At 65.0% G+C, this 19950-nt stretch carries 18 protein-coding genes, 1 tRNA gene, 1 other RNA gene and 1 pseudogene; 4 read left to right on the forward strand and 17 right to left on the reverse strand.

Annotation, left to right across the window (positions count from 1 at the left end):
• Positions 1-54: 54 nt before the first annotated feature.
• The 5 genes from dxs to RQH86_RS08800 all read right to left on the reverse strand — a co-directional run bounded on the left by dxs (position 55) and on the right by RQH86_RS08800 (position 6831).
• The gene (gene dxs, locus RQH86_RS08780; RefSeq protein ID WP_055851556.1) at positions 55-1971 is read right to left on the reverse strand and encodes a 1-deoxy-D-xylulose-5-phosphate synthase; all 1917 of its coding nucleotides are present in this window, start codon (positions 1969-1971) and stop codon (positions 55-57) included.
• Positions 1972-2476: 505 nt separating this feature from the next.
• A complete protein-coding gene (locus tag RQH86_RS08785) occupies positions 2477-3133 on the reverse strand; it encodes an HNH endonuclease (RefSeq protein ID WP_115513283.1) in 657 nt (218 codons plus the stop codon).
• Between the two features lie 702 nt (positions 3134-3835).
• On the reverse strand, positions 3836-5629 hold the full coding sequence (locus RQH86_RS08790) for an acyl-CoA dehydrogenase C-terminal domain-containing protein (protein ID WP_311240426.1): 1794 nt from the start codon (positions 5627-5629) through the stop codon (positions 3836-3838).
• A gap of 37 nt (positions 5630-5666) precedes the next feature.
• Positions 5667-6140: an LEA type 2 family protein gene (locus RQH86_RS08795; RefSeq protein WP_055851566.1), complete on the reverse strand. Its 474-nt coding sequence runs from the start codon at positions 6138-6140 to the stop codon at positions 5667-5669.
• Between the two features lie 154 nt (positions 6141-6294).
• Positions 6295-6831, reverse strand: a complete 537-nt coding sequence (locus RQH86_RS08800) for a lipocalin family protein (protein WP_115528325.1) — start codon at positions 6829-6831, stop codon at positions 6295-6297.
• A gap of 180 nt (positions 6832-7011) precedes the next feature.
• On the opposite strand from RQH86_RS08800, the gene RQH86_RS08805 reads away from it, so the two are divergent.
• A tRNA-Phe gene (locus RQH86_RS08805) sits at positions 7012-7087 on the forward strand.
• Positions 7088-7360: 273 nt separating this feature from the next.
• The gene (locus tag RQH86_RS08810; RefSeq protein WP_311240427.1) at positions 7361-7660 is read left to right on the forward strand and encodes a hypothetical protein; all 300 of its coding nucleotides are present in this window, start codon (positions 7361-7363) and stop codon (positions 7658-7660) included.
• Between the two features lie 604 nt (positions 7661-8264).
• On the opposite strand, the gene RQH86_RS08815 is transcribed toward RQH86_RS08810, so the two are convergent.
• Positions 8265-9773 carry a S41 family peptidase gene (locus RQH86_RS08815; RefSeq protein ID WP_311240428.1) on the reverse strand — a complete coding sequence of 503 codons (1509 nt, stop codon included), beginning with the start codon at positions 9771-9773 and terminating at the stop codon, positions 8265-8267.
• A gap of 367 nt (positions 9774-10140) precedes the next feature.
• Between RQH86_RS08815 and RQH86_RS08820 the strand changes: the two genes are divergently transcribed.
• On the forward strand, positions 10141-10704 hold the full coding sequence (locus RQH86_RS08820) for a hypothetical protein (protein WP_311240444.1): 564 nt from the start codon (positions 10141-10143) through the stop codon (positions 10702-10704).
• 13 nt (positions 10705-10717) lie between these two features.
• Here RQH86_RS08820 and RQH86_RS08825 read toward each other — a convergent pair whose 3' ends face one another.
• Positions 10718-11392 carry a methyltransferase domain-containing protein gene (locus tag RQH86_RS08825; RefSeq protein ID WP_311240429.1) on the reverse strand — a complete coding sequence of 225 codons (675 nt, stop codon included), beginning with the start codon at positions 11390-11392 and terminating at the stop codon, positions 10718-10720.
• A 325-nt stretch (positions 11393-11717) separates the two neighbouring features.
• Between RQH86_RS08825 and RQH86_RS08830 the strand changes: the two genes are divergently transcribed.
• Positions 11718-13340, forward strand: coding sequence for a hybrid sensor histidine kinase/response regulator (locus tag RQH86_RS08830; protein ID WP_311240430.1), 1623 nt, complete (start codon positions 11718-11720; stop codon positions 13338-13340).
• A gap of 232 nt (positions 13341-13572) precedes the next feature.
• On the opposite strand, the gene RQH86_RS08835 is transcribed toward RQH86_RS08830, so the two are convergent.
• From RQH86_RS08835 to RQH86_RS08880, 10 genes and pseudogenes are all read right to left on the reverse strand, one after another.
• Positions 13573-14007 carry a DUF6691 family protein gene (locus RQH86_RS08835; RefSeq protein ID WP_311240431.1) on the reverse strand — a complete coding sequence of 145 codons (435 nt, stop codon included), beginning with the start codon at positions 14005-14007 and terminating at the stop codon, positions 13573-13575.
• A complete protein-coding gene (locus RQH86_RS08840; RefSeq protein ID WP_311240432.1) occupies positions 14004-14444 on the reverse strand; it encodes a YeeE/YedE family protein in 441 nt (146 codons plus the stop codon). Before RQH86_RS08840 ends, RQH86_RS08835 begins: the two co-directional genes overlap by 4 nt.
• Before the next feature lies 1 nt (position 14445).
• The gene (locus RQH86_RS08845) at positions 14446-14802 is read right to left on the reverse strand and encodes a metalloregulator ArsR/SmtB family transcription factor (RefSeq protein ID WP_311240433.1); all 357 of its coding nucleotides are present in this window, start codon (positions 14800-14802) and stop codon (positions 14446-14448) included.
• Between the two features lie 210 nt (positions 14803-15012).
• A non-coding RNA gene (locus RQH86_RS08850) (sX9 sRNA) lies at positions 15013-15088 on the reverse strand.
• A gap of 112 nt (positions 15089-15200) precedes the next feature.
• Positions 15201-15476 (reverse strand): annotated as a pseudogene (locus RQH86_RS08855) (DUF3658 domain-containing protein).
• Positions 15477-15596: 120 nt separating this feature from the next.
• Complete coding sequence (locus tag RQH86_RS08860) at positions 15597-15875, reverse strand: oxidative damage protection protein (protein WP_055851591.1); 279 nt, start codon at positions 15873-15875, stop codon at positions 15597-15599.
• 21 nt (positions 15876-15896) lie between these two features.
• Entirely contained in the window at positions 15897-16970 is a 1074-nt protein-coding gene (mutY, locus tag RQH86_RS08865) for an A/G-specific adenine glycosylase (protein WP_311240434.1), read from the reverse strand.
• An 84-nt stretch (positions 16971-17054) separates the two neighbouring features.
• The gene (locus RQH86_RS08870; protein ID WP_311240435.1) at positions 17055-17255 is read right to left on the reverse strand and encodes a hypothetical protein; all 201 of its coding nucleotides are present in this window, start codon (positions 17253-17255) and stop codon (positions 17055-17057) included.
• A gap of 64 nt (positions 17256-17319) precedes the next feature.
• Positions 17320-18969: a signal recognition particle-docking protein FtsY gene (gene ftsY / locus RQH86_RS08875; protein WP_311240436.1), complete on the reverse strand. Its 1650-nt coding sequence runs from the start codon at positions 18967-18969 to the stop codon at positions 17320-17322.
• 185 nt (positions 18970-19154) lie between these two features.
• Complete coding sequence (locus tag RQH86_RS08880; protein ID WP_082473564.1) at positions 19155-19871, reverse strand: AraC family transcriptional regulator; 717 nt, start codon at positions 19869-19871, stop codon at positions 19155-19157.
• Between the last annotated feature and the right edge of the window lie 79 nt (positions 19872-19950).

A 19950-nucleotide genomic window follows, 5' to 3' on the forward strand; every position in this document is an offset into this window, starting at 1 on the left:
CAAAGTATCCACACGACCGGCGAACCCAGTCGTGTGGATAGCGCAGCGCAGTGCTTAACCCGCCGCGGCGTTTCGCGGTGGTGTGCTGCTGGCCATCAGCTGCGGCCAACGCTTGAGCACCGCGGCGCGGATGCCGGCCTGGTCGATGCAGGCTTCGGCCAGCAGGTCTTCGCGGCTGGCGTGGTGCTGGAAGCTGTCCGGCAGGCCCAGGTGCAGCATGGGCATGGTGATGGCTTCGGCATTGAGCAGTTCGGCCACGCCCGAGCCGGCGCCACCGGCGACGACGTTGTCTTCGATGGTGACGAAGCCGTCGTGGGTCTTGGCCAGCTCCAGCAGCATCGCCTTGTCGAGCGGTTTGACGAAGCGCATGTTGACCACGGTCAGCCCCAGTTCGCGGCCGACTGCTTCTGCTGCTTCCACGGTCACGCCGAAGCCCAGCAGCGCGATGCGCGTGCCGCTGTGTCGCAACTGCGCCTTGCCGATCGGCAACGTAGCCAGCGATGCGTCCAGCGCCACGCCGGGGCCGGTGCCGCGCGGGTAGCGCACCGCCGCCGGGCCTTCGTAACGCACGCCGGTACTCAGCATCTGGCGGCACTCGGCTTCGTCGGCCGGTGCCATCACCACCATGTACGGCACGCAGCGCAGGAAACTCAGATCCAGGTTTCCGGCATGCGTGGCGCCATCGGGGCCGACCACGCCGCCGCGATCGATCGCGAACAGCACATCCAGCTGCTGGACCGCCACGTCGTGCACCAATTGGTCGTAACCGCGCTGCAGGAAGGTGGAGTAGATCGCCACCACGGGCTTGGCGCCCTGAGTCGCCATGCCGGCGGCCAGCGTCACCGCGTGCTGCTCGGCGATCGCGACATCGAAGTAGCGCTGCGGATATTCCTTGCTGAAACGCACCAGGCCCGAGCCTTCGCGCATCGCCGGGGTGATCACCAGCAGCTTCGGCTCGGCGGCGGCCATGTCGCAGACCCAGTCGCTGAAGACATCTGTATAGGTCGGCTTCTTGGCACCGGTCTTGGCCACCAGACCCTTGCTTGGATCGAACGGGCCGACCGCGTGGTAGCCGATCTGGTCGCCTTCGGCCAGCTCGTAGCCCTTGCCCTTGGTGGTGATGACATGCAGCAACTGCGGGCCCTTGAGCGTCTTCAGGGTCTTCAGCGCGCCGACCAGGCTGGGCAGGTCGTGGCCATCGATCGGGCCGGTGTAATGGAAGCCCATTTCTTCGAACAGCGTGGACGGCACGAACATGCCTTTCCAGTGCTCTTCCCAGCGCCGCACGAAGCGCGCAGTCGGGTTGTTCTTCTTGTCGCCGAGGATCTTCTTGCCGCCTTCGCGGATGGCGTTGAGCGTGCGGCTGCCGCTGGCGCGGCCCAGCATCTTGGTCAGCCCGCCCACCGCTTCGGAGATCGACATGCGGTTGTCGTTGAGGATCACCAGCAGGTTCGGTTCCGGGTTCATGCCACCGGCGTGGTTGAGCGCCTCGTAGACCATGCCAGCGGTCATCGCGCCATCGCCGATCACCGCCACGACTTTGCGGTCGTCGCCATTGCGCTGCGCCGCGATCGCCATGCCGAGCGCGGCAGAGATCGAGGTGGACGAATGGCCCACACCGAAGGTGTCGTAGATGCTTTCTTCGCGCTTGGGAAACGGCGCCACGCCGTCCTTCTGCTTAACCGTATGAATCTGGTCGCGACGGCCGGTGAGGATCTTGTGCGGGTAGGTCTGATGCCCCACGTCCCACACCAGCTGATCGACCGGGGTCTGATACAGGTAGTGCAGGGCGACGGTGAGTTCGATCACGCCCAGGCCGGCCGCGAAGTGCCCGCCGCTCTTGCCCACCGACTCGATGAGGTAGGAACGCAGTTCTTCCGCGATCGCCGTGAGCTCGGTCTCGTCGAAGCTACGCAGATCGTCGGGGGTCTGGATGCGCGACAGGCGCGGATAGCGGGTTGAATCGATCATCGTCGTGTCAATGTTCTGAAGCCATATTGTCCTCCCCATGCGAAGGCCCGGCAAGCAAACCGGTTCAGCTGTCAGCGGGTGGTGATGGTCCGGCGCGCCGTCGCTGCTGGGGTGTGCGGCCCTTGCTGGCGCCTGCGGCAATCTGCCGCACCCGGGAGGCGGGGTGTGGTGGCATTTATCGCACCTCGCACCTCGCATTAATCACTAAGCAGGCGGCGCATCGCGGCCTTTGTGGGTGCCGCTATTGGTGTGTCGCGCGCTGTTTGGGTGGGCAGTTGCGGGCGCGCGCTGTCGGTCGGAGCTGCGGCTCCAGCCGTGTGCCGTAATCCGCGAAGGCAACGCAGCGTGGACTGAAAAGCAAGCCGGGTCAGGCGAGTCTTTGATGGATGACCACCGTCGTTACCGGCACGCAAGCCGATTTCCCGATCACGCTGCCATCAGCTGCCGCGGCTGGCATTGCGGGCGTCGTTCAGCGCGTCGTCGCGGGTGCTCGCACCCAGCAGCCTTACAGCGACAGCTTCGAACGCTTGGGCAATTGCGCGCGCAGGAAGGCCATCTGATCGGACAGGATGTTGCGGTTGGACAGGATCAGATGCTCGATCCAACTCGGCCGATACGGCACCGCCAGCAGCGGCATGTGCGCCTGCTGTGGCGTGCGGTTGGCCTTGCGCGAGTTGCACTGGAAGCAGGCGGTGACCACGTTCTCCCAGCTGTCGCGCCCGCCCTTGGAGACCGGCATGACGTGATCGCGGGTCAGATGCGGGCGGCTGAAGTGCTGGCCGCAGTACATGCACAGCTGCGAATCGCGTGCGAACAGCGCGGTGTTGCTCAAGGTCGGGGTGGGGTCCAGCGCACGCGAGCGGGCGTGGCCGCGCGCAGCGATGATCGGGTGCAGCTCCAGCGTGCTGCGCTCGCCGGTCAGCCGCGAAATGCCGCCATGGATCTGCATGCACGGCTCGCCCAGCGTCCAGGACACCGCACCGCGGGCATACAGGCAGGCCGCATCTTGCCAGTTGATCCAGTCCAGCACGCGGCCGTGTGCGTCGAGGGAGAGCAGGCGCAAGGTGGGAAGTTGCTGGATCGCAGCGACAGCGCTGCCCGCGACCGGGGCAAGGATGCCTCCGGGGACGATCACATCACGAACGTGCGTGTCTGTCTCCATCGGGAAAACAGCTTATACCCGATCGTTGACAGTTTGTGTATCGCAGCGAACGGCCTTGGCGCGTGTCTTGCAACGAATGACTCACGGTGTGCCGGCGTGTCTGCAACGCTCTCTCGCGGCGGAGCCGACCTGAAATCAATCGGTACTACCTCGTCGCGGCCAGGTCTGCTCCTACGACAGCAGCGGAATCCCGCGCTGTTTACCCGTAGGAGCGCACCCGGGCGCGACGTCTTGTCGATCGGTACCGCCTCATCGCGGCCAGGTCCGCTCCTACGACAGCAGCGGAATCCCGCGCTGTTTACCCGTAGGAGCGCACCTGGGCGCGACGCCTTGCTGATCGGTACCGCCTCGTCGCGGCCAGGTCCGCTCCTACGACAGCGGCAGAATCCCGCGATGGTTACCCGTAGGAGCGCACCCGGGCGCGACGTCTTGTCGATCGGTACCGCCTCATCGCGGCCAGGTCCGCTCCTACGACAGCGGCAGAATCCCGCGCTGTTTACCCGTAGGAGCGCACCCGGGCGCGACGTCTTGTCGATCGGTATCGCCTCGTCGCGGCCAGGTCCGCTCCTACGACAGCGGCAGAATCCCGCGATGGTTACCCGTAGGAGCGCACCTGGGCGCGACGTCTTGTCGGTCGGTCCCGCCTCATCGCGGCCAGGTCCGCTCCTACGACAGCGGCAGCCCGCGATGCGGCGTGGCTGCTCAGGCTTCGCCGAACAGCTCCGCTTCCAGCGTCATCAGCGGGGCGGCACCGCTGCGAATGGTGGCGGCGTGGGTCAATGTGCGCGGCAGGATGCGGGCGAAGTAGAACCGCGCAGTCTCACGCTTGGCACGCTTGAAAGCGTCGCTGTGTGCGGACGCATCGGCCGCCGCAACGCTGCGTGCCCACCAATACGCCAGCACCACGTAGCCGGAATAAAACAGATAGTCGTAGCTGGCGGCGCCCAGTTCGTCCGGATCACGTGCGGCGCGGTCCAGTACATCGCGGGTCAGCATGGCCCACTCGCTGCACTTGTCGCGCAAGGGCTTGATGAACTCGGCCAGTGCGGCATTGCCTTCCTGCGCATTGGCGAAGGTTTCCACATCGGCCAGGAACAACTTGAGCCCGGCGGCCTGGCTGGCGGCGGTCTTGCGGCCGATCAAATCCAGCGCCTGGATGCCGGTGGTGCCTTCGTAGATGGTGGTGATGCGCGCGTCGCGGGCCAGCTGCTCCATGCCGTATTCGCGGATGTAGCCGTGGCCGCCGAAGCACTGCAGCGCGTGGTACGTATTTTCGATCGACCATTCGGTCTGGCAGGCCTTGGAGATCGGGGTGAGGAAGCTCACCAGGGTCTCGGCATCGGCGCGTTCCTGGTCGCTGCCGCCACGGTGCGACACATCGACCAGGCTGGCCGCATGCAGCGCCAGCAGGCGGCTGCCTTCGGTCAGCGACTTGATGGTCAGCAGCATGCGGCGCACGTCCGGGTGCACGATGATCGGGTCGGCCGACTTGTCGGGGAATTTGGCGCCACTGAGCGCGCGCGACTGCAGGCGCTCGCGGGTGTAGCGCAGGGCGTTCTGATAGGCGCGCTCGGACAGGCCGATGCCTTGCAGGCCCACGCTCAGGCGCGCAGTGTTCATCATCGTAAACATGGCCTGCAGGCCCTTGTGCGGCTGGCCGACGAGATAGCCCTGCGCGCCTTCGAAGTTCATCACGCAGGTCACCGACCCTTTGATGCCCATCTTGTGTTCGATCGAGCCGCAATGCAGCGCATTACGCTCGCCCACGGTGCCGTCGCGGTCCACCTTGAACTTGGGGGTGACGAACAGCGAGATGCCCTTGGCACCGGGCGGGGCGTCGGGCAGTTTGGCCAGCACCAGGTGCACGATGTTGTCGGTGAGATCGTGCTCGCCGGCGGTGATGAAGATCTTGGTGCCGGTGATGGCGTAGCTGCCGTCAGCATTGGGCTCGGCGCGGGTCTTGAGCAGGCCCAGGTCGGTGCCGCAATGCGGCTCGGTCAGGCACATTGTGCCGGTCCAGCGGCCGTCGATCAGCGGCTTGAGGAACACCTCCTGCTGCCAGGCTTCGCCATGCTGGCGCAGCGCCTCGGTAGCGCCGTGCGAGAGCAGCGGGAAGTTGCCCCAGGCCAGGTTGGCCGAGTTGATCATTTCGCTCAGCGGCACGCCCAGGGTGTGCGGCATGCCCTGGCCACCGAACTCCGGCTCGGCAGTCAGGCCGTTCCAGCCGCCTGCCACGAACTGGTCGTAGGCCGCGCGAAAGCCGGGCGGGGTGGTGACCGCATGGGTGCTCTTGTCGAACGCGCAGCCGATTTCATCGCCGACGCTGTTGAGCGGCGCCAGCACCTGGGTAGTAAAGCGGCCGGCTTCTTCGAGCACCGCGTCGATGATGTCGGCGCTGGCGTCGCCATAGCCGAGCCGGGCGAACAAGGCTTCCGCACCAAGCACGTCGTGCAGGGCGAAGCGGAAATCGGTCAGTGGGGCGTTGTAGCTGCTCATGCGGGATCCTTCGAAGCGGATGCGGGAGGCGTGCGCGTCAGCGCAGCACGCCGTTGAGGCCGGGGGCCGGGCTGAGCGTGTTGCGCGATTCGACCGCGAACTCGCGTTGTTTCTTGTCCTGCGGGGTTGCCCACACCGTGCCCTTGAGCGAGTACGGCAGCGAGCGGCCGCCGGCGAGCACATCGGCCACGGTGATGCGGCCCAATGACGTTGGCTGCAGGGTGACGGTCACCACGTCGGCGGTCTCCGGGCCGATCGAGATCCCCACGGTTTGGTCGAGCTTGCCTGCGACTTGGTCGCTGGCGGAAATTTCCAGCGCCACGCGCTCAAACTGCATCGGGATGCTGCTGTAGTTCTGCAGGCGCAGATCCACCGACCAGGAGCCGTCGGCACGCACGGTCAGCTGCTGGATGCTGGCCGCCGGCTCGGACACGCGGCGGACCGCGCCACCGCAGGCGCTCAGCAGCAGGCCGCAGGCCAGCGACACGATCAGAAGGCGATAGGCGCGCATGTAAGTGGGTCCTTGGCGGGTGTAAGGCGGCGCCAAGAATACTACGCAGTACGGACGCTGCCTTGCGGCCGGCGTGGACGCTGCGCTGCTGGTCAGCCGGCGCGCCAGCTCACAGCAAGCCAGCTCATAGCAAGCCAGCTCATAGCAAGCCAGCTCACAGCAATGGCGCGGCAACGATCAGTGGCGACAGGTCGTAGCCCATCTGCGTGGCCTGCACCTTGAGCTGCTCGAACTGCGCGCGCGGCATCTGTGGCGAGCGCGACAGGATCCACAGGTATTTGCGATCCGGCTCGCCGACCACCGCCCATTGATAGTCCGGGTCGAGCGCGATCACCCAATAGTCTGCCCATACCAGCGGCAACCAGCTCAACCATTCGGGCGCAAAGCGCACCTGCAATTGTCCGGCGTGGCCGTCGACCGGCTTGGCTACGCCGTCGGCCTGGGTCAGGCTGCCATCAGCGGTACGGCAACCATTGCGCACGCCGATCAGGCCGTCGTCGCGCAAGGTGTAGCTGGCGGTGATGTCGCTGCGGCACTTCTTCTGGAACGACACCGGCAGGTGCGCGATTTCATGCCATTGCCCGGCATAGCGCGAGATATCCAGCTGCGCCACTGCACGCACCGGTTGTTGCGCAACCGCAGTCAGTGGCAGCAGGACGAGCAACGACAACAGCAGGCGGGGCAGGCGCATGACGATCTCCGGTTGACGCGCGCAGGCTAGGCCATCGCCCCCGCCGCGCGGCGTGAACCGGCGCAAGAAACGTGGCGTCCCACGCAGCGCTGCAACAAAGTTCGTCACAACGCTTGCCCAAACTGCGGCTGCTCGCTATGATGCGCGTCCTCGCAACGCTGGCAGCAGTGTTGGGTTAGTGGCCGAGTAGCTCAGTTGGTAGAGCAGGGGATTGAAAATCCCCGTGTCGGCGGTTCGATTCCGTCCTCGGCCACCATTTCTTCAGTCTCGCAGCGCAAGTGGGTTGTTCCTTCGCGCTGCTGGCGACCCAAACGCCTTCCCTTCGATGTGATCCTGAGTGCACCACGTGCCAACGGTCTTCCGTCTTGCTGTGTCGGTCGCCAACTGCTCCGGCGCTTTGCGAGCGAATATCGGCATGGGTTGTTGACGTCTTTCTGCGCCTAGTGCAGCGGTGTTGCGTTGGTCTCTTGCCGGCTGTCGGCGAATTTTTTCCACGTCACCTTCAACTCGGTGTGGCGATACTTCGCGCATGACGCACAAGACACTTCGACGCACCTTGATCCATGGGTATTGCGGTGAATTCCGCGTGGAGACGATGGAAAGTCAGGCGCCCGGCGAGACGCTGTGGCGGTCGACCGCATTCGTCTATCACCGCGACCGTGCGGCACCGATCGCCACCATCGAAGCGGCGGGCGAGGGCGACTATCGCGGCGATGCGCGCGAGCAGGCGTTGCGGGTGGGGTCCTGTCTGGCGGATTTTCTCGATCCGAAGGAGTACCGCGCTTGCGACATGGAGGTCACCAACGCGCCGTCAACCGGCACGGGTTGATCCTGCCCAATACCTGTAGCGCCTCGTCGCGTGGCTGCCAGCTAGAGCAGCGCCACGCAACGCAACGAAGATGCGTTTTCAGCCCTTTGCGCAGAATCAGGTAGCTATCGCGGTCGAATTCGACGGGCGCCGCCTTACAGGTTCGTGCGGCCTCCAGTGAGGCGGTGCTGCCCGGGTAATACCACTGCCGCAGCACATGAAACTGGGTCAGGTGCGCGGCGTGTTGCTTTAGTGCAACCGTCTCGGAAGTGACCACGCCGTCTGTTCGAGATACTGAAGCGCCGCGCGCTGACGTTCTTTGTAATGGCGACGGCATGCATTCGGCTTCAAGTTATGTGGCCGCTGATTGATGGGTGCGTGCGCTTATGCCTGTCTCCTGTGCAACACACCCGCGTGCTTGTACGCGATCCCAGTGTCGCCAGGACGTCGTCAAGAACGCAGACAGCGAAGCGTTGGCAGTCGTTGGGCATCGTAGCCGCCGGTGGAGCATCAAGGTTTGCGTTGCTGCAGCCAGTTCACTGGCTGCCTCCCGCGATCGATTCAACGCCGCATCATCGCCATCAGCGGTTATGTGCTTACCGGCGTGTATGGAAGAGGCAGGAAATCACTTGGTGACTCCGGCGGCCACCAGGCCGCGCCGTAATAGACCATGGCCGCCATCGCTCAAGTCCGCCGCATCGATCGCAAGCGGCACATCTGGCACCACACCGATGGACTGGGTTGCGAAGGGATGTGTTCGGCTTGGGTGAAAACCGTCTGCCGCCACGCGATCGACGAGCGTGGCTTCGTCCATCTCGCCAGCGCGCAGGGTTTCCGTCGGATCGAAGATGTATAAATTTTCGCTGACAAGCGCGCGATATCCGGAATCGCCCAACGCAACACCCTCGCTTTGCGAATCCCGGCCGCCGCCGGCACCGATGGTGCGCTCGCCCATGATCGTGGCGCCGCTGGCCCACAGGTAGGTGGCCAGCAATTCGCCGGCCGATCGGGTGCCTGCATCCACCAGCACAAGAAGCGGCTGGTGCGACGCGACGCTGCCGCAGCTGGCATCGTCCTGCAGCGCTTCCAGGCGCACGATTCCCGGCGTTCCCGACGCGCTCATCTCGTAGGTCTTCACTGGCTTGCGTCCGGTGAGTGCCCAGGCGAATCCGCGCACTTCGCGTGCGAATCCACCCATGTTGCCGCGCAAGTCGATGAGCATGACATCCGAGCGCGCTGCAATGGCATCGTAGCGACCGATCAACTCCCGGGTCACTGCACAAAAGCCCGCCAACATGGGCGCGTCCGGGTCGTTTGTCTCTGCAGTTGCAGCCTCCCTGGCTTCCGCCGCCGCAGTGAACGTAGCGTTGTACTGCGGCGCAAACGCACCCAGGCGAATGCTTCCCACCCGGGTGCTTCCGACCTGCACAACCTCGGGCAGATCAGGCGCGTCGACTGCGGATGCCAGCGTGCGCGCCAGCTCCTGGGTCATGGGCTGATAGGGCAGTGCGACCTGGCGCGGCGCCTGCGCGGACCTCTGCACGCGCAGGGTAACTGCCTTGCCGGCACCGGCCACCTGATGCGCCGCCGGCGTGCCGAGTGCGAGCGACAGCGCAGCTTCCGCTTGTCGCGCGCGCGTGTTGCCGCCGAACGTCAGCCCTGCTGCGTTTTTCAGCCACGCCGACGTGGGTGTTCCGTCGATTTGCAGCACCTTGTCGCCTTGCGCAAGGCCGGTGATGCGCGCATCGAGGATGCGCCATACGATCATCTGACCATTGCTTGAGGTTCTGAACAGAACGCCCAAGGTCTCTGTCTTGCCGGCCTTCGCCCCGGTGAGCGCGACGTGCTGATCCGCGAGGCCGACAAGCCGTCGCGAAACATCGCTGGCTGTCGTTTCTGGCGCAAGTCTGGCACTCGCCGCCCATGCGTCAGCGCTGCCCTGCACATCTTCGGGATGCGTGGCGCGGTAGCGCTCGACGTACTTCAACGACGGGTAGTGGGCACGCAGATACGCATCGAGTTCTTCGGCCGACGCTGCGTTGCAAAGCAAGCATGTCGAGAGTGCGAGACAGGCGATGAGTCGTTTCATGGAGTTCCTGAAGTGCGGTGCACGGCTGCTGCCGGGGGAGGTCAAACCCGTTTGCGCGCCTGCAGCCCGGCTTCGCCTGCGTCGATGATAAGGCGCTGATGCGTGGTGGAGGGGTGCTATCCGGCACCGTGACCTCTGGCGCGCGATGTCGGAGGCATCCAGGCAGCAACGTCTTGCAAGAATGCGGCTGAGCGCTGTCGTACGGGAATTGTGGCCGTCGGTGGCGTGGTAGGTACGCGTGACTGTCTGGTCCTGCGCGGTATCGAGGTCGGCATCGACATCGAGCGTGTGCTCGCACCGCATGCCATCGCGCGGCTGCAAGGATTGCCGGCTATGCTTGCGCGCTCGATGCAGACCAGATCAGGGAGCGGCCATGACAACGCGATGCTGGTGGTGGACGGCGGCAATGGCAATGGCAATAGCGCTGCCAGCTGGCGCCGCCACGCTGCCCGCAGGTGCTGCCAAATTCGTGCCTGCCGGGCAGTCGGTCATTGCTGTGGCCAGTGCGGATCTGACTGGCGATGGGCAACAGGACTACGTGGTTGCCTTACGCGCCGCGACCGAAGATGCAACGCGCTCTGGCGATCGCGCAGCGCCGCCGCGCACGTTGCTGGTGCTGGTGGCGACCGCTAGCGGCTTCGTGGAGGCGGGGCGCAACACGCGGGTGATCTTCAAGGCCGACGAGGGCGGGCAGTGCGATCCCTTCCTGGATGCGGAAGATGGGTTGGTGGCGACAGGCAGATTTTTTACCGTGCAGAACGGCGTGTCGTGCGGGCAGCATTGGACCGACTACATCACCTTCCGCTACGAACGCACACGCCGTGCATTTCTGTTCCACAAGCGCGTGATCGAAGCCTGGGAATTGAATACCGACGACACGCCCGACGCCGATGCGCTGCGCCTGAGCGAGCACAAGGAGATCAAAGCCGATCCGCGCAAGCCGGTGCTGTTGTCCGACTACACGCCTGCGCCGTGACGGTGCGGTGCCCTCACGCGTCTGACGGCCACCAGTTGTCCATGTTGCGGCGATAGACGAACAGCCGCGGCGCCTTGGCTACCTGCGCCGACGCCTGGCGTTCGCCGGCGATCAGCGAGAACCCGATATCTGCCAGCATGCGCGAGAGCGCGTTGGCATTGCCGCGGCCTGGGTCGCTGATCACGATCTCGCAGGACGGCTTGGCCAGCCCCGGGATCAACTTGGCCAGCATGGTGGCGTGGCGGGTTTCGTAGAGCACGTCGCTGGCGATGATCATGTCGAACTGGCCCATGTTCGCTGCGCCCGCGTCCCAATCTAGCCGGCGATACGGCACCGATTCCAGCGCGTTGAGCGCTGCGTTGTACGCCAGAAACACTTCTGCCAGTGGGTGATGATCGCTGGCCACCACATCGGCGCCGCGTTTGCGCAACACCAGACTCGCCAGGCCCAGGCCGCAGCCGAGTTCCAGAATGCGCTTGCCTTCCACCGGGCGCGTGGCCATCGCTTCGGCCAGCAACTGTCCTGCCGGCCACACCTGGCCGAACAGGCTCCACTGCGCCGAAGAAATGCCGGCGTCGGCGGCAGCGTCGTCGGGATCTGCAAATTGTTGTTTGTCCGCCAATGCGCGGATGACGTAAGTCTGCTGCCCGAAGGTCAACTCGTGAATCTGGGTCTGATAGCCCGGCATGGTGACGTCGCATGATCGCCAGGCGTGCGCGCCGGCGTGGGAGTAGGCGCGCGCGACGCAACCGACACGGCGGGACGACGGCGCAAGAGCTGCAAACTGCAAGGGCATGCTACGGCAAAACAGCGTGGGCGCGTGCCCGTCTTGGCCGACACCGGCGTGCTGCGTTCAGCGGCTGCGTTGCCCGTGATGCCCGCCTACGCAGGGCCACTGCATTTGGTTGCATCGACGAGCGCAGCCGTACCGGAAAGGCTCATCGATGTGAGGGATTAGCTCACTGCTCCCAACTAAACTATGCCCTCGGGAATGGCCCCGCGGAGACCATCACTTGAACGATACCCGTCACGGAGAGCTACGGGCGCCTCATATCAGCGAATCTGGCAGCCTGCCTGTAGAGAAGCATCGCTCGGATATCTTTTTTGCCGCCGTGGAAACCACGCGGATGCCGATGACGGTCACCGACCCGCATTTGCCTGACAATCCGATCGTGTTCGCCAACCGGGCGTTCCTGGAAATGACCGGGTATTCGGCCGAGGAGATCATCGGCAATAACTGCCGTTTTCTGCAGGGCCCGGAGACCGATCCGGCCAGCGTGCAGGACGTGCGCGAATCCATCCAGCACCGCCGCGAACTCGCCACCGAGGTGCTGAATTACCGCAAGGATGGTTCGTCGTTCTGGAACGCATTGTTCGTCTCGCCGGTGTTCGACGACAAGGGCAACCTGGTGTATTTCTTCGGCTCGCAGCTGGACGTGAGCCGTCGCCGCGACGCCGAGGACGCCTTGCGCCAGGCGCAGAAGATGGAAGCGCTGGGGCAGTTGACCGGCGGCATCGCGCACGATTTCAACAACCTGCTGCAGGTGATGTCCGGGCATCTGGAAGTGATCCAGATGATGGCATCCAAAGCGGGCGCCAACGCCGAGCGCATCGCCTTCAGTGCCGAACATGCCGCGACTGCAGCGACCAAGGCAGCCATGTTGACCCAGCAATTGCTGGCGTTTTCGCGCAAGCAGAAACTGCGCGGCCGGGTGGTCAATCTCAATGGGCTGGTGTCGGGCATGAACAACATGGCCGAGCGCGCGCTGGGTGGCGGCATCACCCTGCGGCAGTCGCTCGAAGACGGGCTGTGGAATTGCCAGATCGACACCACGCAGGCCGAAGTGGCTTTGTTGAACGTGCTGATCAATGCGCGGGATGCGATGGCGCAGTCCGAGCGCAAAGAAGTGACCGTGCAGACCCAGAACGTGGAGGTCACCAGCCACGATCTTGCCATGTATCACCAGTTGGCGCCGGGCCGCTATGTGAGCATCGCTGTCAGCGACACCGGTGCGGGCATGCCGCCTGACGTGGCCAGTCGCGTCATGGAGCCATTTTTCACCACCAAGGAAGAGGGGCAGGGCACGGGGCTGGGGTTGTCGACGGTGTACGGCTTCGTCAAACAGTCCGGCGGCACGGTGCGCATCTACAGCGAAGTCGGCGAAGGCACCACGGTGCGGCTGTATTTCCCGGCATCCAGCGAGTTCGAGAACGACCTGCAGTCAGTCAAGAGCCGTGCCATCGACAAAGGCGGCAACGAGACCATCCTGGTGGTGGAAGACAAGCAGGACGTGGCGGTGGTGGCCAAAATGTTCCTGGAAAATGCCGGCTATCGCATTCTGTCCGCCTCGAGCGGGCGCGAGGCGATCGAGTTGCTGGAACAGCACCCGGATGTGGATGCGCTGTTTACCGATCTGATCATGCCCGGTGGCATGAACGGTGTTGTGCTCGCACGCGAAGCGCGCCGCATGTTGCCCAAGATCAAGGTGCTGCTCACCACCGGCTATGCCGATGCCAGCATTCAGCGCACCGATGTCGGCGGCGCAGAATTCGACGTGGTCAACAAGCCGTACACCCAGAAGGAATTGCTCAAACGCATCCGCATGTTGCTGGATGGGCCGACTGGCGTGGGCTGAGCGCGTTGTCGTATCAAGTGGCGCTGCCGTTCCGCGGTAGCGTCACCGATGCGCGGTTGGGATTGCCGATTGGCTGCTGCTTGAAGGCCGCGATGCTCCAGCAGCGTCACCGTGAAAACTGCGCAGACGTCAATAAGCGTGCCTTGGATCGCGGGCGCGAATGCATGCAAGCGCGGGCAGTGCTTTGCACCGCGAATGGCAGGCGATACAGCCACAGCGGCGAGCGGTGCGATCAGCGTTGCAGATCAGGCTTGGCGTGCCGTTGATAGAGCAGGTGCAGGCGCATGCCGATCAGCATCGCCAGCACGAACACCAGGCTGGACGGCTGTAATGCAGCCGCGCCGAGCAGTGCGGGCGCCGGGCAGAGCCCGACCAGTCCCCAGCCGATGCCAAACAGCGCGCTGCCCCACAGCAGTGAAGTGTCGATCTGCCGCTGGGCGGGCAACTGCAGCGATGCCCCGCGCAGTGTTCGACCACGCCGACGCGCCCACCAGAACGCAGGTGCCGCGACACCGATGGCGCCGAGCATCACCAGCGCAAGCGATGGGTCCCAACGACCGGCGACATCGAGAAAGCCCAGCACCTTGTCCGGATTGGCCATGCCTGAGAGCAGCAGACCGATCCCGAAGATCAGCCCGGCGATCGCGCTGCTGACAACCCGATTCACCAAACGCCCCGCAACGTGGCGAGCAAGGCATGCGTGGCGATTGCCATGCCCATGAACACTGCGGTGGCGACCAGTGAGCGGCGGGCGCCACGGGCGATGCCGCACACCCCGTGCCCGCTGGTACAGCCGCCGCCAAGACGCGCACCGAACCCCACCAACAAACCTGCGCCGAGCAACAGCCACCATGCCGCCTGCGGCTGCATGGAAGGCAGTGGCCGCACGATGGCCCACAGCGGCACGGCACTCAGCAACCCGACCACGAAGGCGCCGCGCCAGCTGCGTTCGCTGCGGTTCTGGCGTTGCAGCAGGCCGCCGACGATGCCGCTGACCCCGGCGATGCGTCCTTCGAATAGCATCAACCACGCAGCAGCAAGGCCGATCAAGCCGCCGCCGGCCAACGCACTGAGCGGGGTGAAGTTGCTCCAGTCCACGGCCATGTCAGTTTGGCTCCGCGGCGCCGCAGACGCTGGCATACAGGGCCTGCATCACCGCCAGCACGTCGGTGCTGGCGAGGTGGTAGTAGATGTATTTGCCCTCGCGACGGGTACTGACCAGGCCTTCGTCGCGCAACACGCCCAATTGCTGCGAAAGCGTGGGCTGCACGATGGCAGTGGCCGCGTGCAGCTCGCCGACATTGCGTTCGCCCTGGGCCAGTTGGCAGAGCAACAACAGGCGATCTTCGTTGGCCATGGCCTTGAGCAAGGTGCAGGCGCGCCCAGCCGACGCACGTAGGCGCTGCATGCTGTCTGGATCGGCGCGGAAGCGTGGCAGTGCGGGCGTGGCGTGGGTCGGCATGTCTGACAATCTACGTAAAAATAGAATGTCTGGCAATAGAGTGTGAAGGTCTAACGGCGTCGCAGGCCGTGTTCCAGAGTCCCGAAACCCCTAGGTGCCGGACCAGCAGCGGCCGGCAATGCACGCAGGCCGCGCCTACACCGCCGGTTGGCACGCGCGCGGCGCCAGGGGCGAGCGACCTTTGCGGCACCTCGTCTTGGGATTTTGAGCGGCTCGCAAAACATCGCGGGCAGTCGTCAGGTCGGTGTGGACGACGCGCAGGAGCTGCGGTGGACGCGTGGGACATGCCGCATCGCGCACTGGGTGTGCCCGCTTGGCGGTGAGCGCAGGCGTGCTGCTAGCTACTCTTGGATACCTGAAGCAGCGCGCTGCACAACGCATTGCCTAACGCGGACGCCTCAGCGTGCGTACGGCGAATGCGCAGCAAGGCGCACCTCGCTCTGTCGCCAGTCGGTGACATCGCCCGCAGCCTCAAGCCGACCGCTGCGGACAAGGTGGGCAATGCGCTACGCAACGTGGTCGGCCGCGTCCTCGACGTCGGCCAATTTCAACTGCGCGTCAGTGAGCGCTCTGGCAATGATCATCGCGACCTTTTGCCACTGCGCGTCGATAGCGTCGGTGACAAAGGCATCGATTGCGTGCAGCTCAACGCCGGATGGGCCAGTGCGTGTCATCGCGAATCACCGCTGTAGACGTCCGGAGCATCGCCGCAGGATGCGTGATCACGCATTCCGGCGATCGACTGCCGACATCACTGCCGATCTCCAATCCCAAATTCCCAATCTCGGAACCAACTACTCCTCGCCAAGCGGCGCCACATACCCTTCGGGCTTGTCGGCATTGCGCTCGAACAGGAACTTCTGCAGCTCGGTTTCGAGAAAGGCGCGATGCTTTGGGTCGCGCGGCGAGAGCCGGTTTTCGTTGATCAGCATGGTCTGGTGCGCCAGCCACGCCTGCCACGCGGTCTTGCCGATCTGCGCGAAGATGCGCTGGCCGAGTTCGCCGGGATACGGCACAAAATCCAGGCCGTCGGTGTCGCATTGCTGGTACTGGCAGAACACGGTGCGGGACATGCGAATTCCTTTGAGGCGTGCTTAAAGCGTGTCGAGCAACTTGCGGATCGGCGCCGGCAAGCCCAGCGAGCCGAGATCGGCGCGGGCGACCCAACGCAGATCGTCATTGTCGCGCACCGCCGCGCGCAGTGCGACCTTGCGCAAGCGCAACGGCTGCAGATGCAGGCGGTAATGGCTGAAGGTGTGCACGATTGGCGCCATCTCGTTGGCGCGTTCGTAGTCGCCATCCAGATGCGTGGCGAACCAGGCGCGCATGCCGCTGTCGGTCTCGGCCTGCGGCAGCGTCCACAGCGAGGCCCAGATGCCGGTGGGCGGGCGGCGCTGCAGCAGGATCTCGCCGTGTGCGTTTTCCAGCAGCAGGGCGGTCGCTTCGCGCTCGGGCAGCACCTTGCCCGGTTTGGGCGTGGGCAGCGCCTCCACCAGACCCTCGCGGCGGGCAACGCAGGCATCCTGCAACGGGCACAACACACAGGCCGGCTTGGCACGCGTGCACAGCGTGGCGCCGAAGTCCATCTGCGCCTGCGTGTAGTCGGCCAGGCGGCCGTCGGGGACCTGCGCAACATGCGTTGTCGCCAGCTGCCATAGCTGCTTTTCGACCGCCGGCAGGCCGGGGTAGCCGGCAATGCCATGGAAGCGCGTCATGACGCGTTTGACGTTGCCATCCATGATGGGAAAGCGGTCGTTCCATGCCTGGCTCAGGATCGCACCGGCGGTGCTGCGGCCGATGCCGGGCAGCGCGAGCAATGCATCGAAGTCGCGCGGCAACTCGCCAGCGTGCAAGGCGACGCACTGTTTGGCGGCGGCATGCAGATTGCGCGCCCGTGCGTAGTAGCCCAGCCCGGCCCAGTGCGCCATGACCGTGTCGTTGTCGGCTGCTGCCAGATCGGCAAGGGTCGGAAAACGTGCAACAAACTTCTGGAAGTACGGAATGACCACCGCAACCTGGGTCTGCTGCAACATGATTTCCGACAGCCACACGCGATACGGCGCGCGTGGATGTTGCCAGGGCAGATCGTGGCGCCCGTGGCCGTCGAACCAGTGCAACAACGGGGCGACGAAAGCGTCAGCGGATGAAGCGGCGAGATCTGCGGGCATGAGGTCTGCTGGCAAAGGGAGGCGATGAACGGCAATGGTGTCAGCACGGACACCGGGACGACCGTACGCTGTGGTGGGGCCCGATCACTGCAGCGGAAACGCAAGTCCGACCAGGCATTGCTCGCAGAAGAAGCCTTCATCGCCAGGCCAGTGCGGTTCTGCTGGTGCATGGTAAGCAACCACCGGTGCATCGACGCGGGCTTGTGCGCGTAACGTCGCAGGCAAGGTCTGGGCGAACTCCAGCACCTGTTTGGCGCGCGACCAGCCGTGCGACACCTGCTGCACAGTGCAACCTGCCTGCAGTGCCTGTGCGCACAGTGCTCGCAGATGCGGGCAGGGGTCTTCCAACTCAGCTGCCCAGCGCTTCCGGCAACAGTGCGTCGACGAAGGCGACCGGGTCGAACACCCGCAGATCTTCCGGGCGTTCGCCGATGCCGGCAAAACGGATCGGAATATTGAACTCGCGCGCCAGCGCGAACACCACGCCGCCCTTGGCGGTGCCATCGAGCTTGGTCACGACCAGGCCGGTGACGCCAACTGCCGCATGGAACTGACGCAGCTGTGAGATGGCGTTCTGGCCGGTAGTGCCGTCGATCACCATCAGTACTTCGTGCGGCGCAGCGGCGTCGATCTTGCCGAGTACGCGGCGGATCTTGCCGAGCTCGTTCATCAGGCCGGTCTGGGTGTGCAGGCGTCCGGCGGTGTCGGCGATCAAGACATCGGTGCCGCGTGCCTTGGCGGCCTGCAGGGCGTCGAATGCCACCGAGGCGGCATCGGCGTTTTGCCCCTGCGCGATCACCGCCACGCCATTGCGATCGCCCCAGGCCTGCAACTGCGCCACGGCGGCAGCGCGAAAGGTGTCGCCGGCGGCCAGCATCAGGCTGTTGCCTTCGTCCTTGAAGCGCTTGGCGAGCTTGCCGATGGTGGTGGTCTTGCCAACGCCATTGACGCCGACGGTGAGCACCACGAACGGTTTGACCGAACGGTCGATCACCAGCGGTTTGGAAACCGGCTGCAGCAACGCGATGAGGTCGGCGCGCAGGGCCTTGAACATGGCCTGTGCATCGGCGAATTCGCGCGACTTCATGCGCTTGCGCAGGCCTTCGATCAAGGCGGTGGTGGCGCCGATGCCGACATCGGCGGTGATCAGCGCGGTTTCGATCTCGTCGAGCAGATCGTCATCGAGCTTGGGGTTGCGCGAAAACAGGCCGCCGAAGCTGCGTGCGAAGGTGCTGTTGCGCAGCCGCTCGCGCCAACCCGGCTTGCCGGCCGGTGCGGCAGGCAGTGCGTCGTGCTGGCCGACGATGCTGTCGGCGTCCTGCGTCGCTGGCGCCGGGCTGCTGACGATGACCGGTGCGGTCACCAGCGGTGTGGCGCTTGCAGCAGGAGCTGCGGCAGGCGGCGTGGATGCGCTGGGTATTGCGGCAGGCAGCACGGCCACGGGCGGCGCCGCGACCGGCGGGGCGGCAGCGGGTGTCGCAACAACAGGAGCCGCAACAACCGGTGCTGAGACCGAGGGTGTGGAACTCGGCGACAGCGTCGCAGGTTGCGCCGGGGCAGCGACAGGCGGCGTTGGTGCAGACTGCGGCTGCACAACGACAGGCACCACTACCACCGGGGTCGGCGCGGCGGGCGCGGTGGCCGGTGCCGGGTCCGGCAACGCCTGCAGGGCAGACGGCACAGGAGGTGTGGGCGCGGCGGGCGCGCTCGGCACAGCGGCAATGCTCTGCGCCTGGCCGGTGCGGGCGACGATATCGCGTGCAAGCGCCTCAGCCGGTGTCGCTGGCGCGGTGGTTTCGGCGATCGGTGCAGGCGCGACAGGCGCCGCGGCGGCGAGCACTGTGCCGGACTGCGCAGGCGGCATGGCCTCGACCGGCGATGCGGGCGTCGCGGCCGATGGCGCGGTGGGGAATGCGGCTGCCAGTTCTTCCAGGCTATAGCGCGAGGTCCGCGAGCTGTCGGGCGTGGTGGGCTTGTTGCGGCGGAAAAAGCTGGCCATTGGCAACGCAGTAGGGGAAACCCGGAATTCTATCATCCGGGTCCCGACTCACCTTGACGCGCCCTTCAGCGCCGCCCTGTTTCAAGGGGACCAAAATGCGCTGCGGCGGGGCGCTCAATCCTGCCGAATTCTGCATTTGTGCCAGCTGTGTGTCAGCACCCGATTACAGCCTGCAACCGGCGCTTTTACAACTGGCCCTTGAGCGCGCGGTAATCGCGCGGGGTCATGCCGACGGTGGCCTTGAACTGGCGGGCGAATGCGCTCTGGTCGGCAAATCCGCAGCGTTGGCCGATGCTGGCGATGCTGTCGTCGCCGTACAGCAGGCGCATGGCCGATTCGATGCGCAGCTTGGTCAGCAGCTGCTGCGGGGTGACCTGGAACACGCGACGGAAGTGCCGCTCCAGCTGCGCCACCGAGAGCCCGGCCAGATCGGCCAGCGCCTGCACGCGCAGGTTGTCGCCGAAGTTGGCCTGCATGTGCTCCATCACCTGGCTCAGGCGCTCGTAGGCCGAATGCCGGCTATCGGGCTGACCCAGATCGCGCGAAATTCCCACTACACCAATCACTTCGTTTGCCTCGCACAGCGGGCGTTTGAAGGTCAGGCACCAGCCGGGCAAGCGGTTGGGATACAGATGCACTTCGAGCTGGTTGTCGATCAGCTCGCCCAGCAGCACGCGACGGTCCTGCATCATGTAACTGCCGCCCAGCGGCAACGGAAACACTTCCAACGGCGAACGGCCGATGATCTCGCTGCGCAGCTTGCGCCCGAGCCGGCGCACCAGGGTGAGGTTGCAATGGGTGTAGCGGCCCTCGCTGTCCTTGATGAAGAACACCACGTCCGGCAGTGCATCGAACAGCGTCTGCATTTCCAGCGCGGGAAGGTTGAGGTCCATCAGGGTCATGATAGCGGTCACGATTTGACGGCTGCACGGTGGTGCAACCCATGCTTGATCCTAGCGTAAACGCATGGCTGTTAATCAG

Source organism: Xanthomonas sp. WCS2018Noco2-27 (genome assembly GCF_031843525.1).
Taxonomy (GTDB): domain Bacteria; phylum Pseudomonadota; class Gammaproteobacteria; order Xanthomonadales; family Xanthomonadaceae; genus Xanthomonas.